Genomic DNA, 13,571 nt, shown 5'->3' with positions numbered 1-13,571 from the left:
TCACGCCAGTGTCTGCAGGTAGGCGCTGGCTTCCCGGTAACGGGCCAGCCGCGCAAGGTCAGCGGGGCCTGGGCAGGGGATGCGCGAAAGGTCGCTGTTGTCGGCCAGGTCGGCCAGTTTGACGGTGCGCGCCAACGGGTCTACCCCGAGGCGTACGACGAAGTCCTGGTAGGCCTCGCCGTCACGTCGGCTCAGTGCCAGCAAGGCGGCGAGAATCTTCAGTGCAAAACCTTCACGCGCCAGATCAGACAACGTCAGCGGCGTGTCTTCGATAACATCGTGAAGCACCGCGACGATCCGCTGCTCGGGTGTGGCGACCCGCATCATCACGCGTAACGGGTGGAGGATATACGCCGCCCCACCCTTGTCGTATTGCCCTTCATGCGCCCTGGCAGCCACAGCAATGGCCCGCTCCAGTGTAGACATGAGGCCCTCCCCGTTCAGCTCTCCCAGTGCAAGCATAGCCCGCACGGGGGTATCACGCCCACCCTTTGCAGAAGCAGCCTTGTGCTGCGAAGAGGCCGGCGCAGACGCCCTGGCGGATCGCGTTGCGGGGTTAACGCTGGGCGCCGTGCTGGATAACCACCGAGTCGGTCCCCAGTTTGGCCATCACTTCGGCCTTGCGCGCCTCGGCCTCTTCCTTGGTCGGGAACGGCCCCATCAGCACAACCGGCTTACCGTTGCGGTACTCGACAGAAGACGGAATGCCCTTCTCGATCAGGCGCGCGGTCATGTCGCTCAATGCGCCCATGTTCGCGCCCTGCACCACTTCGACATCCCAGCCTTCAGGGGCCGGCTCACCGGCCAGCGCCTCGGCGCGGCGCTGCAGGTCGGCGCCACCGCACAGCTCGCGGATGCGCAGGTTGTTGCCGCTGTCGTCGACGATGATCTCGTATTGGCCATCACGCTTGATTGCCACATAGCTGCGGTAGGCTTCGTACTGCCCGGCGTCGTCCTTGCCGCGGACCTGGCCGCAGAGGGTGCCTTGCGTGTCGATCCGCACGTTGCCGAACTTGGCGGTCTTGGGGTTGTGCAGGTGCTCGGCCACCTGCTTGTGCACGCCTTCGACCTCGTTCTCACAGCCCGCCAGGGCGAGCACTGCCATTACCACAGCCAGTTTGCGCACGCGTGTACCTCCAGATTCGAAGGGGCGGAGTCTAACATGGCGGCACTCGGCCGCCGACGTCCACGCTGATACAGCGCGTTACACGCCGGTAAGGCTTTTTCAGGCACAAACAAAAAGGGCGACCCTTTCGGATCGCCCTTTTCATTGCCCGAAGATCGGGACTTTGTTTGGTAGGCACAATTGGACTCGAACCAACGACCCCCACCATGTCAAGGTGGTGCTCTAACCAACTGAGCTATGTGCCTGTCGTGTGGTGCGCATATTAGACATCGAATGCGTACCTGTAAAGCTTTTTTTCAGAAAAATCAAAAACTTTGGTAATTGACCCTGGGGGCTGCTTCACACCCCTTCCCGACCGGCAAAACCGTACCAGAATGAAAAAAGGGTGACCCTTGCGGATCACCCCTTTTCGATTTGGTAGGCACAATTGGACTCGAACCAACGACCCCCACCATGTCAAGGTGGTGCTCTAACCAACTGAGCTATGTGCCTGTCGTGTGGTGCGCATTCTACGCATTCCAAAAACCATGTCAACACTTTTTTTCGCGCTAACTTACTGAATCTTAACCTCTTTATAGAGAAGCCTCGGCGACGGCCGGGTAAAGGATTTTTAACGGACGACTAGCGGGTGTTTATTATTATTGATAGCATCGCTACATTCGTTAAAAATATAAAACACGAGGTTCCTCGAGCATGGCCAACACCCCCTACCCCCAGTCCTACTACGCCGCCTCGGCTAACCCGGTGCCGCCACGTCCGGCGCTGCAGGGTGAGGTGGAAACCGATGTGTGCATCATTGGCGCCGGCTACACCGGCCTGTCCAGTGCACTGTTCCTGCTGGAAAACGGCTTCAAGGTCAGCATTGTCGAAGCGGCCAAGGTCGGTTTCGGCGCATCTGGCCGCAACGGTGGCCAGATCGTCAACAGCTACAGCCGCGACATCGACGTGATCGAGCGCACGGTTGGCCCTAAACAGGCACAACTGCTGGGCCAGATGGCGTTCGAAGGTGGCCGCATCATTCGTGAGCGCGTCGCCAAGTACAACATCCAGTGCGACCTTAAAGACGGTGGCGTGTTCGCTGCCATCACCTCTAAACAGATGGGCCACCTGGAATCGCAAAAGCGCCTGTGGGAACGCTTCGGCCACAACCAGCTTGAGCTGATGGACCAGAAGCGCATCCGTGAAGTGGTCGCGTGCGACAGCTACATCGGCGGCATGCTGGACATGAGCGGCGGCCACATCCACCCGCTGAACCTGGCCCTGGGCGAAGCTGCAGCGGTCGAATCGCTGGGCGGCATCATCTATGAGCAAACCCCGGCCGTTCGCATCGAGCGTGGCGCCAACCCGGTCGTTCATACACCACAGGGTAAAGTGCGCGCCAAGTTCATCATCGTCGCCGGTAACGCCTACCTGGGCAACCTGGTGCCGGAGCTTGCCGCCAAGTCCATGCCGTGCGGTACTCAGGTGATCACCACCGAGCCACTGAGCGAAGAACTGGCGCGTACCCTGCTGCCGCAGGATTACTGTGTCGAGGACTGCAACTACCTGCTCGACTACTACCGCCTGACCAGCGACAAGCGCCTGATCTTCGGCGGTGGCGTGGTTTACGGCGCGCGCGACCCGGCAAACATCGAGGCGATCATCCGTCCGAAGATGCTCAAGGCCTTCCCGCAGTTGCAGAACGTGAAGATCGATTACGCCTGGACCGGCAACTTCCTGCTGACCCTGTCGCGCCTGCCTCAGGTCGGCCGCATCGGCGACAACATCTATTACTCCCAGGGCTGCTCGGGCCACGGCGTGACCTACACGCACCTGGCAGGCAAGGTGCTGGCCGAAGCGCTGCGTGGCCAGGCAGAGCGCTTCGATGCGTTCGCCGGCCTGCCGCACTACCCGTTCCCGGGTGGGCAGATGCTGCGTGTACCGTTCAGCGCCATTGGTGCCTGGTACTACAGCCTGCGTGACCGTCTGGGCTTCTGATGCCTCAGTAACATCGCACCGGCCTCTTGGCAAAGAGGCCGGTGTACTGCTTACCGCCCCAGGCTGTTCACCGCCTGCTTCGCGGCGATTTCCTGCCCTGCGCGGGCCAGTTCATCGGCAGCCTGCAACCAACGTTGCCGGTCTACCTGGGCTGGCAATTGCCGCGGCGGCTGCACCAGCACTGCCCAACTCCCCTGCTTGGCCCAGGCCGAGGCAAAGTCGTCAAAGGCCATCAGTTGCCGACGGTGCATGCCTGAGCGCAACAGTACCCGCTGCTTGTAACGGTCATAACCGATCAGCACTGCGTAGCGTGGCTCGCTCCACCAGGCCGAACCCTCCTCGTAACGCAGCAACACCGGATTGCCCGCCGCCACCTGCGTTAGCAACGCATCCAGTTGCTTGTCCAGCGCATACACCACCATGCCGTAGTCCCGCGCCACGCGGGGGATGCTGGTGTCCAGCGTTTCGGCGCCCTGGGGCAGGTTCAGCGGCTTGTCCAGCAAACCAGGGGTGATGGGCGCGCCCTGCTGAGAAAGCAGCGCGGCCAGGGCCATGGCCCCGCTATGGTTGGCGTTGCCACGGTAGAACGGCACGCTGCTGATCTCGACCCGTTGCGGCAGGCCTTTGAGGCTTGCGGGCGGTGCGCTGGCACATCCGGCCAGGCTGGCCGCCACCAGGCACGCCAGCAGCGCCCGGCGCGGGGCTGAGGCCAGCGATTTTAAGGAAACTTGCTGCATGGGCACTCGCTTGTTCCGACGCCAGGCAGGCAGCGCCCGGCTCTGGGCACCGATCATAGGGCCCCTGGGTGCGCGGGTATAGTCCGACACTGGCTTGTAGCCAATCGGACCAAGCAATAGACCTTTGGTCAATGGAACGTCACAAGGGGCGAGCTAGACTAAAGCAGTGTCTGTAAGGCGAGCCCTGGCTCACAGCGCGCTGGCCCGAGAGAAGGAGGCACACATGAGCCTGACCGTGGCAATCCTCATGTTGGTGGGTATGTGGCTGAGCGTCGCAGCCGCCATGCTGTGGGGTGTACTGCGTATCGTGCGGCGTCATTCCCATCAGCACCACCTGCCACCGCAGGGCCTCGCCAAACCTCAGGTTGGGCGCAGGGCGCGGCGGCATGTGGAGGCACATTAAACTCAAGTATTTGATGTCTACCTGTGGGAGCGGGCTTGCCCCGCGAATGGGGCCACGCGGTGGTTGGCACCGGCTTCGCCGGTGTTCGCGGGGCAAGCCCGCTCCCACGTGGCCCCGCTTCCCTCAATCAACCCTCAGCCGCTTCGCGCTTCAACCGCGCCCGGCGGGCCATGATGTTGAGGACCTCGATCAAGGTCGAGAAGGCCATCGCCGCATACACATACCCTTTGGGCACATGAGCCCCCATGCCTTCGGCGATCAGGGTCATGCCGATCATGATCAGGAAGCCCAGGGCCAGCATCACCACGGTCGGGTTGTCGTTGATGAACTTGGCCAGCGGGTCGGCTGCCACCAGCATCACGATCACAGCAGCGATCACGGCAATGATCATGATCGGCAGGTGTTCGGTCATGCCCACGGCGGTGATGATGCTGTCGATCGAGAAGACGATATCCAGCAGCAGGATCTGGCCAATGGCCGCGGCAAAGCCCAAGGTGATGGTGGAACCGGCCTTGGACTCTTCCTTGGCACCATGCGGGTCGACGTTCTCGTGGATTTCCTTGGTCGCCTTCCACAGCAGGAACAAGCCACCGGCGATCAAAATCATGTCCTTCCACGAGAAGCTATGGCCGAATACATCGATCACCGGCTCAGTCAGCTGGACGATCCAGGCCACCGTGCTGAGCAGCGCCAGGCGCATGACCAGGGCCATGCTGATACCAATGCGCCGCGCCTTGGAGCGGTACTCCAGGGGTAGCTTGTTGGTCAGGATGGAGATGAAGATCAGGTTATCGATACCGAGCACGATCTCCATGGCCACCAACGTGGCGAGGGCGACCCAGGCGGTCGGGCTTGCGGCGAGTTCCAGCAAATATTCCATTTAATCAATCCTGCATCGGGTCTTGGGGTCAGATGTCCTGGGTCTTTTCTTTCTTTTCAGCATCTTTTGGCGGCTGGCCTTCGCTGCCGATGGCATCGCTCAGGGCCTGCTGGGCCGCTTCGTTGGTCTTGTCGATGGCCTGCTTGGCCGATTGAGCGGCTTGGTCGAGCATCTGCTGGGCGGATTTTTCGGCCTGATCGCAGCCGGCCAGGGTGAACAGGGCCAGGGCCAACACCAAAGGCGTGCCGATGGATTTAAGCTGCAACATGGGTTCCTCGCTTGTCGATATTCCGACGGCGCACACGGCGCCTGATGGAGTCGCATTCTAGAGACGGCAATACATCAGGAAAATTCGTATTTTCAGCGGTTATACTTCGGTTTTTACGAATCGAGAAACACACCGATGCTCAACTACCGCCAGCTGCATTACTTCTGGGCCGTGGCCAAGACCGGCAGCATCGCGCGTGCCAGCGAGCAGCTGAACCTCACACCGCAAACCATCAGCGGGCAGATCAGCCTGTTCGAGCAGACCTATGGCCTTGAACTGTTTCAACGGGTCGGCCGGCAACTGGAGCTGACCGAGACCGGCCGCCAGACCTTGGTGTATGCCGAGCAGATGTTTCAGATCGGTGGCGAGCTGGAAGCCATGTTGCGCGCCGGCCCGCAGGAACAGATCCTGTTCCGTGTTGGCGTGGCCGATGTCGTGCCCAAATCCATCGTCTATCGCCTGCTGGCGCCGACCATGGAGCTGGACGACGTGCTGCGCATCAACTGCCGGGAAGACAAACTCGAACGGCTACTGGCGGACCTGGCGATCCAGCGCCTGGACCTGGTCATTTCCGACAGCCCGATGCCTAACCACCTGGACATCAAGGGTTACAGCCAGAAGCTGGGCGAGTGCGGCCTGAGTTTCTTTGCCACCCAGGCCTTGGCGCAGCGCCACGCTGGCCCTTTTCCTACCTGCCTGCAGGATGCGCCGCTGTTGATTCCGGGCCAGGAGACAGTGGTGCGTAGCCGTTTGTTGCGCTGGCTGGGCGAGCAACAGGTGCAGCCGCGCATCGTTGGCGAGTTCGATGACAGCGCACTGATGCAGGCGTTTGGGCAATCGGGCAGCGGTATTTTTGTGGCGCCCAGCGTTATCGCCGAGGAGGTGTGCCGCCAGTATGGCGTGGAACTGATCGGGCAGACCGAGGCGGTACATGAGTCGTTCTATGCCATTTCGGTGGAGCGCAAGGTCAAGCACCCGGGCATCGTGGCCATTACCGAGGGGGCGCGTCGGGAGCTGTTTCACTGGTAACTTTTCCGACTTCATTGCCGGCAAGCCCTACAGCGGTCTGTGGTAAAGTCCCGCCCTTTCAAAAACCGAGACTGCGCTGCACATGACCCCTGTCTTCCGCCTCCTCAACCGCACCAGCCTGGTGACGCAGATCGTCATCGGCCTGCTTGCCGGCATCGCCCTGGCACTGCTGGCGCCCGACGTCGCCCGCGACCTGGCCTTCCTCGGCAAGGTATTCGTCAGCGCCCTCAAGGCGGTGGCGCCAATCCTGGTATTCATCCTGGTCATGGCCTCGATCGCCAACCACCGCCACGGTCAGGAAACCCACATCCGCCCGATCCTCTGGCTTTACCTGCTGGGCACCTTCGCCGCAGCCGTGGTGGCTGTGGTCGCCAGCATGCTGTTCCCGTCGAACCTGGTACTGAGTACCGGCGAGGCCACCCTGAGTGCGCCGGGCGGCATCACCGAAGTCATGCAGAACCTGCTGCTGAGCGCGGTAGACAACCCGGTCAACGCCTTGCTCAACGCCAACTTCATCGGCGTGCTGACCTGGGCTATCGGCTTGGGCGTGGCCCTGCGCCATGCCGGTGAAACCACCCGCACCGTGGTCGAGGACCTGTCCAACGGCGTGACCCTGATCGTGCGCGTGGTCATCCGCTTCGCCCCGCTGGGCATCTTCGGCCTGGTCAGCGCCACCCTCGCCCAGTCGGGCCTGAATGCCCTGCTCGGCTACCTGCACCTGCTGGCCGTGCTGATTGGCTGCATGCTGTTCGTGGCCTTGGTGATGAACCCGCTGATCGTGTTCTGGAAGATTCGCCGCAACCCTTATCCGCTGACCCTGCTGTGCCTGCGCGAGAGCGGTATCACGGCGTTCTTCACCCGCAGCTCGGCGGCCAACATCCCGGTCAACCTGGCGCTGTCGGAGCGCCTTGGCCTGCATGAAGACACCTATTCGGTATCGATCCCCCTGGGCGCGACCATCAACATGGCCGGCGCGGCGATCACCATCACCGTCCTGACGCTGGCTGCCGTGCATACCTTGGGCATCCCGGTCGATCTGCCGACGGCGGTGCTGCTGAGCGTGGTGGCAGCCGTCTGCGCGTGCGGCGCGTCGGGTGTGGCCGGTGGCTCGCTGCTGTTGATTCCGCTGGCCTGCAGCCTTTTTGGCATCCCTAGCGAGATCGCCATGCAGGTGGTTGCCGTGGGCTTCATCATTGGCGTGCTGCAGGATTCGGCCGAGACTGCGCTGAATTCTTCGACCGATGTGCTGTTCACGGCGGCGGCGTGCCAGGCTGAAGAGCGGCGCGGGGCTTGAGAATGCTGGGGCCGCGTTGCGGTCCCAATTGCCTAATTCAGCGGCTTTACCTACGCTAGTGGCCTTTTCCTCGCAATGAGACTGGGCCATGTCAGAACACGAAACCGCAGGTGAAGGCCGTTTCAACAGCACCGAGATCCGCATCCTCGGCTCGCTGATCGAAAAACAGGCCACCAGCCCGGAAAGCTACCCACTGACCCTCAATGCCCTGGTCCTGGCCTGTAACCAGAAGACCAGCCGCGAGCCGGTGATGAACCTCACCCAAGGCCAAGTCGGCCAGGCCTTGCGCGCGCTCGAAGGCCAGGGCATGACACGCTTGCAGATGGGCAGCCGCGCCGACCGCTGGGAGCAGCGCGTGGACAAGGCCCTGGAGTTGGTGCCGGCGCAACTGGTGCTGATGGGCCTGATGTTCCTGCGCGGCCCGCAAACCCTCAACGAGCTGCTCAGCCGCAGCAACCGCCTGCACGACTTCGACGACACCGAACAGATCCAGCACCAGCTGGAACGCCTGATTTCACGCGACCTGGCCCTGCACCTGCCGCGCCAGGCAGGCCAACGCGAAGACCGCTATACCCATGCACTGGGCGACCCGGCAGAAATCGAGGCGATTTTGGCCGCGCGCCAGCAGGAAGGGGGCGCCCGCAGCAGTGGCGGGAGTGTTTCGGAAGAGCGCATAGAGGCCTTGGAAGCCCGGATTGCAGCGCTGGAGGCGCGCCTGGCCGAGCTCGAAGGCTAAGCCCTTCAGTGCTCGGGGGCGGGGAAGTTGCGGCAGCTTTTGCGCTCGGCCAGTTCTTTATCGCTGGGGCGCTGGTCGACGAACACGGTACGGCCGTCGGCGTAGATTTCCAGGTAGCCCCAGTGCAGGTCCTGCTCCTTTTGCCCGGGCTTGGGTGGCACTAGCCACCAGGGTTCGCGGCTGATCAGGGTCATGGGTGAGATTCCTGAGGGTGTCTGGGGTAATGATAGACACCCTCAGGCGTGCGCTTGGCTTACGCCGGCGCCGAGGTGCGGATCAAGTGATCGAAGGCCGCCAGCGAAGCCTTGGCGCCCTCGCCCACCGCAATCACGATCTGCTTGTACGGCACCGTGGTCACGTCCCCCGCAGCAAACACGCCGGGGATGTTGGTCGCGCCCTTGGCATCGACAATGATCTCGCCACGCGGCGACAGCTCGACCGTACCTTTCAGCCAGTCAGTGTTCGGCAACAGACCGATCTGTACGAAGATGCCCTCCAGCGCCAGGTCATGCAGCTCATCGGTGGTGCGATCCTTGTAGCGCAAACCGGACACTTTCTCACCATTACCCAGCACTTCGGTGGTCAGCGCGCTGGTGATCACCTTGACGTTCGGCAAGCTGTGCAGCTTGCGTTGCAACACGGCGTCAGCACGCAACTGGCTGTCGAACTCAATCAGCGTCACCTGGGCGACGATGCCGGCCAGGTCGATGGCCGCTTCCACGCCAGAGTTGCCGCCGCCGATTACTGCCACACGCTTGCCTTTGAACAACGGGCCGTCACAGTGCGGGCAGTAGGCCACGCCGCGACCGCGGTACTCCTGCTCGCCCGGCACGTTCATTTCTCGCCAGCGGGCACCAGTGGCCAGAATCACGGTCTTGGCCTTGAGCGAGGCACCGCCCGCCAGACGCACTTCGTGCAGGCCGCCATCGGTGGCCGGGATCAACGCTTCACCGCGCTGCAGGTTCATGATGTCGACGTCGTACTGCTTGACGTGCTCTTCCAGCGCAGTGGCCAGTTTCGGCCCTTCGGTTTCCTGCACCGAGATGAAGTTCTCGATAGCCAGGGTATCGAGCACCTGGCCGCCAAAGCGCTCGGCGGCAACAGCGGTGCGGATGCCTTTACGCGCGGCATAGATAGCGGCTGCGGCGCCAGCAGGGCCACCGCCGACCACCAGTACGTCGAAGGCGTCCTTGGCGTTGATCTTCTCGGCCTGGCGGGTGCCGGCACTGGTGTCGATCTTGCCAAGAATCTCTTCCAGGCCCATGCGGCCCTGGCCAAACACTTCACCGTTCAGGTAGACGCTCGGCACCGCCATGATCTTGCGCGCTTCGACTTCGTCCTGGAACAGCGCGCCATCAATGGCCACATGGCGAACGTTGGGGTTGAGCACCGCCATCAGGTTCAACGCCTGGACCACGTCCGGGCAGTTCTGGCACGACAGCGAGAAGTAGGTTTCGAAGGTGAATTCGCCTTCCAGCCCTTGGATCTGCTCGATCACTTCGGCGCTGGCCTTGGAGGGGTGGCCACCGACTTGCAGCAGCGCCAACACCAGGGAGGTGAATTCGTGGCCCATGGGGATGCCGGCGAAACGCAGGCTGATGTCACCCCCTGGGCGATTGAGCGAGAACGAAGGACGACGGGCGTCGGCCCCATCCGCGCGCAGGGTAATCAGGTTCGACAGGCCGGCGATTTCCACCAGCAGGTCATACAATTCGTGGGACTTCGCGCCGTCGTCGAGGGAGGCAACGATCTCGATCGGCTGGGTGACCCGCTCCAGGTAGGTTTTCAGTTGCGATTTAAGCGTGGCGTCCAACATACGGGCGATTCCTTTTTCAATCTTCGGATACAAAAACGCCCAGGCAGTAGCGCCCGGGCGTTTGGCGGGGCAGTAAGTACTTCAGCTTTGGCGGCTGCTTACCGCCCACGAGTAGCGCATGGCCTTAGATCTTGCCGACCAGGTCCAGCGATGGCGCCAGGGTGGCTTCGCCTTCTTTCCACTTGGCCGGGCAGACTTCGCCTGGGTGAGCGGCAACGTACTGGGCAGCCTTGACCTTGCGCAGCAGCTCGCTGGCATCGCGGCCTACACCACCGTCGTTGAGTTCGACGATCTTGATCTGGCCTTCCGGGTTGATCACGAAGGTACCGCGATCGGCCAGGCCGGCTTCTTCGATCAGTACATCGAAGTTGCGCGAGATGACGTGGGTTGGGTCACCGATCAGCGGGTACTTGATCTTGCCGATGGTTTCCGAGGTGTCGTGCCAGGCTTTGTGGGTGAAGTGGGTGTCAGTGGACACGCCGTAGATTTCCACGCCGAGCTTCTGGAACTCTGCGTAGTTGTCAGCAAGGTCACCCAGCTCGGTTGGGCAGACGAAGGTGAAATCGGCCGGGTAGAAGAACACGACAGACCACTTGCCTTTCAGATCGGCTTCGCTTACCTGAACGAATTCGCCGTTGTGGAAGGCGGTGGCGTTGAACGGTTTGACCTGGCTGTTGATGATAGGCATGAGAGACGCTCCTTCATGGGGTTGGAATCAGTTGATGGAGAGAATCCTAACCGTTCATCCCGCTGAAGGCTCATTGGCAAAGCTGATGCTGCTGATTGGTTTTGGCTATAACCAAGGTTTATTAATAGAAGAGATAGCGCTGAACAACGCAGCTGCTGCTTTGTGTAGGAGAACCCTGTGGGAGCGGGTTTACCCGCGAACACCGGCAAAGCCGGTGCCATACACCGCGTTGTATTCTTCGCGGGTAAACCCGCTCCCACAGGGTGGTGTCGTCACACGCGATTATCAGCGGGTAACGGTACGCATGGTCACGAACTCTTCCGCCGCCGTCGGGTGCACGCCGATGGTCTCGTCGAATTGCTGCTTGGTCGCCCCGGCCTTCAGCGCAATCCCCAGGCCCTGCACGATCTCGCCAGCATCCGGCCCGACCATGTGACAACCCAGCACCTTGTCGGTCTCGGCATCGACCACCAGCTTCATCAGGGTCTTTTCCTGGATGTCGGTGAGGGTCAGCTTCATGGCCCGGAAACGGCTTTCGAAGATTTGCACCTTATGGCCGGCTTCCAGCGCCTGCTCCTCGGTCAGGCCGACGGTACCGATCGGCGGCTGGCTGAACACCGCCGTAGGGATGTTCTGGTAATCCACCGGGCGATACTGCTCCGGCTTGAACAAACGCCGCGCAACGGCCATGCCTTCGGCCAGGGCCACCGGGGTGAGCTGCACGCGACCGATCACATCGCCAATGGCCAGGATCGACGGCGCGGTGGTCTGGTACTGCTCATCGACACGAATAAAACCGCGCGCATCCAGCTCGACGCCGGTGTTTTCCAGGCCCAGGTTATCGAGCATCGGCCGGCGCCCGGTGGCGTAGAACACGCAGTCGGCAACCAGCTCGCGGCCGTCCTTGAGGGTGGCCTTGAGGCTGCCATCGTCCTGCTGGTCAATGCGCTGGATGTCAGCGTTGAACTGCAGATCGAGGCCACGTTTTTCCAGCTCTTCCTTCAGGTGCGTGCGCACCGAGCCGTCGAACCCGCGCAAGAACAGGTCGCCACGGTAGAGCAAGGTGGTGTCGGCACCCAGGCCCTGGAAGATGCCGGCGAACTCGACGGCAATGTAACCGCCACCCACCACCAGCACACGACGTGGCAATGCCTTGAGGTAGAACGCCTCGTTGGAGGTAATGGCCAGTTCCTTGCCTGGGATGTCCGGCACCTGTGGCCAGCCACCGGTGGCGATGAGGATGTGCTCGGCCGTGTAGCGCTGGCCGTCGACTTCTACCTCGTTGGCACCGGTCAGCCGTGCATGGCCTTGCAACAAGGTCACACCGCTGTTGACCAGCAGATTGCGGTAGATGCCGTTGAGGCGCTCGATTTCCCGGTTCTTGTTGGCAATCAGGGTGCCCCAGTCGAAATGCCCTTCTTCCAGGGTCCAGCCAAAACCTGCAGCCTGTTCCAGTTCGTCAGCGACGTGCGCGCCGTACACCAGCAGTTTTTTCGGCACGCAGCCGACGTTGACGCAGGTACCGCCCAGGTAGCGGCTTTCGGCAACCGCCACCTTCGCGCCGAAGCCCGCGGCAAAACGCGCTGCGCGCACACCGCCGGACCCGGCACCAATCACGAACAGATCAAAATCGTAGGCCATTTATTCAGTCTCCTAGGCTGGCGCCCAGCATACCGCCGTTGGCCGCCGCAAACAAAAAAGCCACCCCGAAGGGTGGCTCTCAGACCTGCCAGGCTTATCAGTAAGCCTTGCCAGTCTTGTAGTAGTTCTCGAAGCAGAAGTTGGTCGCGTCGATGTAGCCTTCGGCGCCACCGCAGTCAAAACGCTTGCCCTTGAACTTGTAGGCGATCACGCAGCCATCTTTGGCCTGCTGCAGCAGGGCGTCGGTGATCTGGATTTCACCGCCCTTGCCCGGCTCGGTGTTGGCGATGATATCGAAGATGTCCGGGGTCAGGATGTAGCGACCGATGATTGCCAGGTTCGACGGCGCGTCTTCCGGGGCCGGTTTTTCGACCATGTTGGTCACGCGGTAGATGTCGTCGCGGATCATTTCGCCGGCAATCACGCCGTACTTGTTGGTTTCCTGCGGGTCGACTTCCTGGATGGCAACGATCGAGCAGCGGTACTGCTTGAACAGTTTGACCATCTGGGTCAGTACACCGTCACCGTCCGGGTTGACGCACAGGTCGTCGGCCAGGACGACGGCGAACGGCTCGTCGCCGATCAGCGGGCGGCCGGTGAGGATCGCGTGGCCCAAGCCCTTCATTTCGGTCTGACGGGTGTAGGAGAAGGAGCACTCGTTGAGCAGACGACGGATACCGACCAGGTATTTTTCCTTGTCGGTGCCCTTGATCTGGTTTTCCAGCTCATAGCTGATGTCGAAGTGGTCTTCCAAGGCGCGCTTGCCACGACCCGTGACGATGGAGATCTCGTTCAGGCCGGCATCCAGCGCCTCTTCAACGCCATACTGGATCAGTGGCTTGTTGACCACCGGCAGCATTTCCTTGGGCATGGCTTTGGTAGCGGGCAGGAAGCGGGTGCCGTAACCGGCGGCCGGGAACAAGCATTTCTTGATCATATACGTCCTTAAACAAAGGCTAGGCCTGTGGAATTCGGC

Annotated in this window: 15 protein-coding genes and 2 tRNA genes; 5 read left to right on the top strand and 12 right to left on the bottom strand. The window is 61.7% G+C overall.

Annotated elements, in window-relative coordinates:
* The 4 genes from ACSSU5_RS20435 to ACSSU5_RS20420 all read right to left on the bottom strand — a co-directional run bounded on the left by ACSSU5_RS20435 (position 1) and on the right by ACSSU5_RS20420 (position 1,618).
* Entirely contained in the window at positions 1–426 is a 426-nt protein-coding gene (locus ACSSU5_RS20435) for a GTP pyrophosphokinase (RefSeq protein ID WP_264309257.1), read from the bottom strand.
* A gap of 130 nt (positions 427–556) precedes the next feature.
* Positions 557–1,126, bottom strand: a complete 570-nt coding sequence (locus ACSSU5_RS20430) for an SPOR domain-containing protein (protein ID WP_264309258.1) — start codon at positions 1,124–1,126, stop codon at positions 557–559.
* Between the two features lie 168 nt (positions 1,127–1,294).
* Positions 1,295–1,371 (bottom strand) — tRNA-Val (locus ACSSU5_RS20425).
* A gap of 170 nt (positions 1,372–1,541) precedes the next feature.
* Positions 1,542–1,618, bottom strand: a tRNA-Val gene (locus ACSSU5_RS20420).
* Between the two features lie 201 nt (positions 1,619–1,819).
* On the opposite strand from ACSSU5_RS20420, the gene ACSSU5_RS20415 reads away from it, so the two are divergent.
* The gene (locus ACSSU5_RS20415) at positions 1,820–3,103 is read left to right on the top strand and encodes an NAD(P)/FAD-dependent oxidoreductase (RefSeq protein WP_264309259.1); all 1,284 of its coding nucleotides are present in this window, start codon (positions 1,820–1,822) and stop codon (positions 3,101–3,103) included.
* A 50-nt stretch (positions 3,104–3,153) separates the two neighbouring features.
* On the opposite strand, the gene ACSSU5_RS20410 is transcribed toward ACSSU5_RS20415, so the two are convergent.
* Positions 3,154–3,897: a peptidase C39 family protein gene (locus tag ACSSU5_RS20410; protein ID WP_264309260.1), complete on the bottom strand. Its 744-nt coding sequence runs from the start codon at positions 3,895–3,897 to the stop codon at positions 3,154–3,156.
* 166 nt (positions 3,898–4,063) lie between these two features.
* Between ACSSU5_RS20410 and ACSSU5_RS20405 the strand changes: the two genes are divergently transcribed.
* Complete coding sequence (locus tag ACSSU5_RS20405) at positions 4,064–4,243, top strand: hypothetical protein (RefSeq protein WP_264309261.1); 180 nt, start codon at positions 4,064–4,066, stop codon at positions 4,241–4,243.
* 127 nt (positions 4,244–4,370) lie between these two features.
* Here ACSSU5_RS20405 and ACSSU5_RS20400 read toward each other — a convergent pair whose 3' ends face one another.
* Together ACSSU5_RS20400 and ACSSU5_RS20395 are read right to left on the bottom strand one after the other, a co-directional pair.
* Entirely contained in the window at positions 4,371–5,123 is a 753-nt protein-coding gene (locus tag ACSSU5_RS20400; RefSeq protein WP_264309262.1) for a TerC family protein, read from the bottom strand.
* A gap of 28 nt (positions 5,124–5,151) precedes the next feature.
* Positions 5,152–5,391, bottom strand: coding sequence for a hypothetical protein (locus ACSSU5_RS20395; RefSeq protein WP_264309263.1), 240 nt, complete (start codon positions 5,389–5,391; stop codon positions 5,152–5,154).
* A 135-nt stretch (positions 5,392–5,526) separates the two neighbouring features.
* Here ACSSU5_RS20395 and nhaR point away from each other — a divergent pair, with 135 nt between their 5' ends.
* From nhaR to ACSSU5_RS20380, 3 genes are all read left to right on the top strand, one after another.
* Positions 5,527–6,420: a transcriptional activator NhaR gene (gene nhaR / locus ACSSU5_RS20390; RefSeq protein WP_264309264.1), complete on the top strand. Its 894-nt coding sequence runs from the start codon at positions 5,527–5,529 to the stop codon at positions 6,418–6,420.
* 82 nt (positions 6,421–6,502) lie between these two features.
* Positions 6,503–7,714: a serine/threonine transporter SstT gene (sstT, locus tag ACSSU5_RS20385; protein ID WP_264309265.1), complete on the top strand. Its 1,212-nt coding sequence runs from the start codon at positions 6,503–6,505 to the stop codon at positions 7,712–7,714.
* Between the two features lie 88 nt (positions 7,715–7,802).
* Positions 7,803–8,450 carry a YceH family protein gene (locus tag ACSSU5_RS20380; protein WP_264309266.1) on the top strand — a complete coding sequence of 216 codons (648 nt, stop codon included), beginning with the start codon at positions 7,803–7,805 and terminating at the stop codon, positions 8,448–8,450.
* Positions 8,451–8,455: 5 nt separating this feature from the next.
* On the opposite strand, the gene ACSSU5_RS20375 is transcribed toward ACSSU5_RS20380, so the two are convergent.
* From ACSSU5_RS20375 to galU, 5 genes are all read right to left on the bottom strand, one after another.
* Complete coding sequence (locus ACSSU5_RS20375) at positions 8,456–8,644, bottom strand: hypothetical protein (protein ID WP_264309267.1); 189 nt, start codon at positions 8,642–8,644, stop codon at positions 8,456–8,458.
* A 59-nt stretch (positions 8,645–8,703) separates the two neighbouring features.
* Complete coding sequence (gene ahpF, locus ACSSU5_RS20370) at positions 8,704–10,266, bottom strand: alkyl hydroperoxide reductase subunit F (protein ID WP_492559642.1); 1,563 nt, start codon at positions 10,264–10,266, stop codon at positions 8,704–8,706.
* A 124-nt stretch (positions 10,267–10,390) separates the two neighbouring features.
* A complete protein-coding gene (gene ahpC / locus ACSSU5_RS20365) occupies positions 10,391–10,954 on the bottom strand; it encodes an alkyl hydroperoxide reductase subunit C (protein ID WP_428632760.1) in 564 nt (187 codons plus the stop codon).
* Between the two features lie 285 nt (positions 10,955–11,239).
* Positions 11,240–12,595, bottom strand: a complete 1,356-nt coding sequence (gene gorA / locus ACSSU5_RS20360; protein WP_264309270.1) for a glutathione-disulfide reductase — start codon at positions 12,593–12,595, stop codon at positions 11,240–11,242.
* A gap of 97 nt (positions 12,596–12,692) precedes the next feature.
* Positions 12,693–13,532, bottom strand: coding sequence for a UTP--glucose-1-phosphate uridylyltransferase GalU (gene galU / locus ACSSU5_RS20355; RefSeq protein WP_492559641.1), 840 nt, complete (start codon positions 13,530–13,532; stop codon positions 12,693–12,695).
* Between the last annotated feature and the right edge of the window lie 39 nt (positions 13,533–13,571).

Source organism: Pseudomonas sp. E1MeOHC2, from assembly GCF_058745025.1.
The sequence above is the reverse complement of the archived record's forward strand: the minus strand, read 5'-3'. Positions and strand labels throughout refer to the sequence as shown.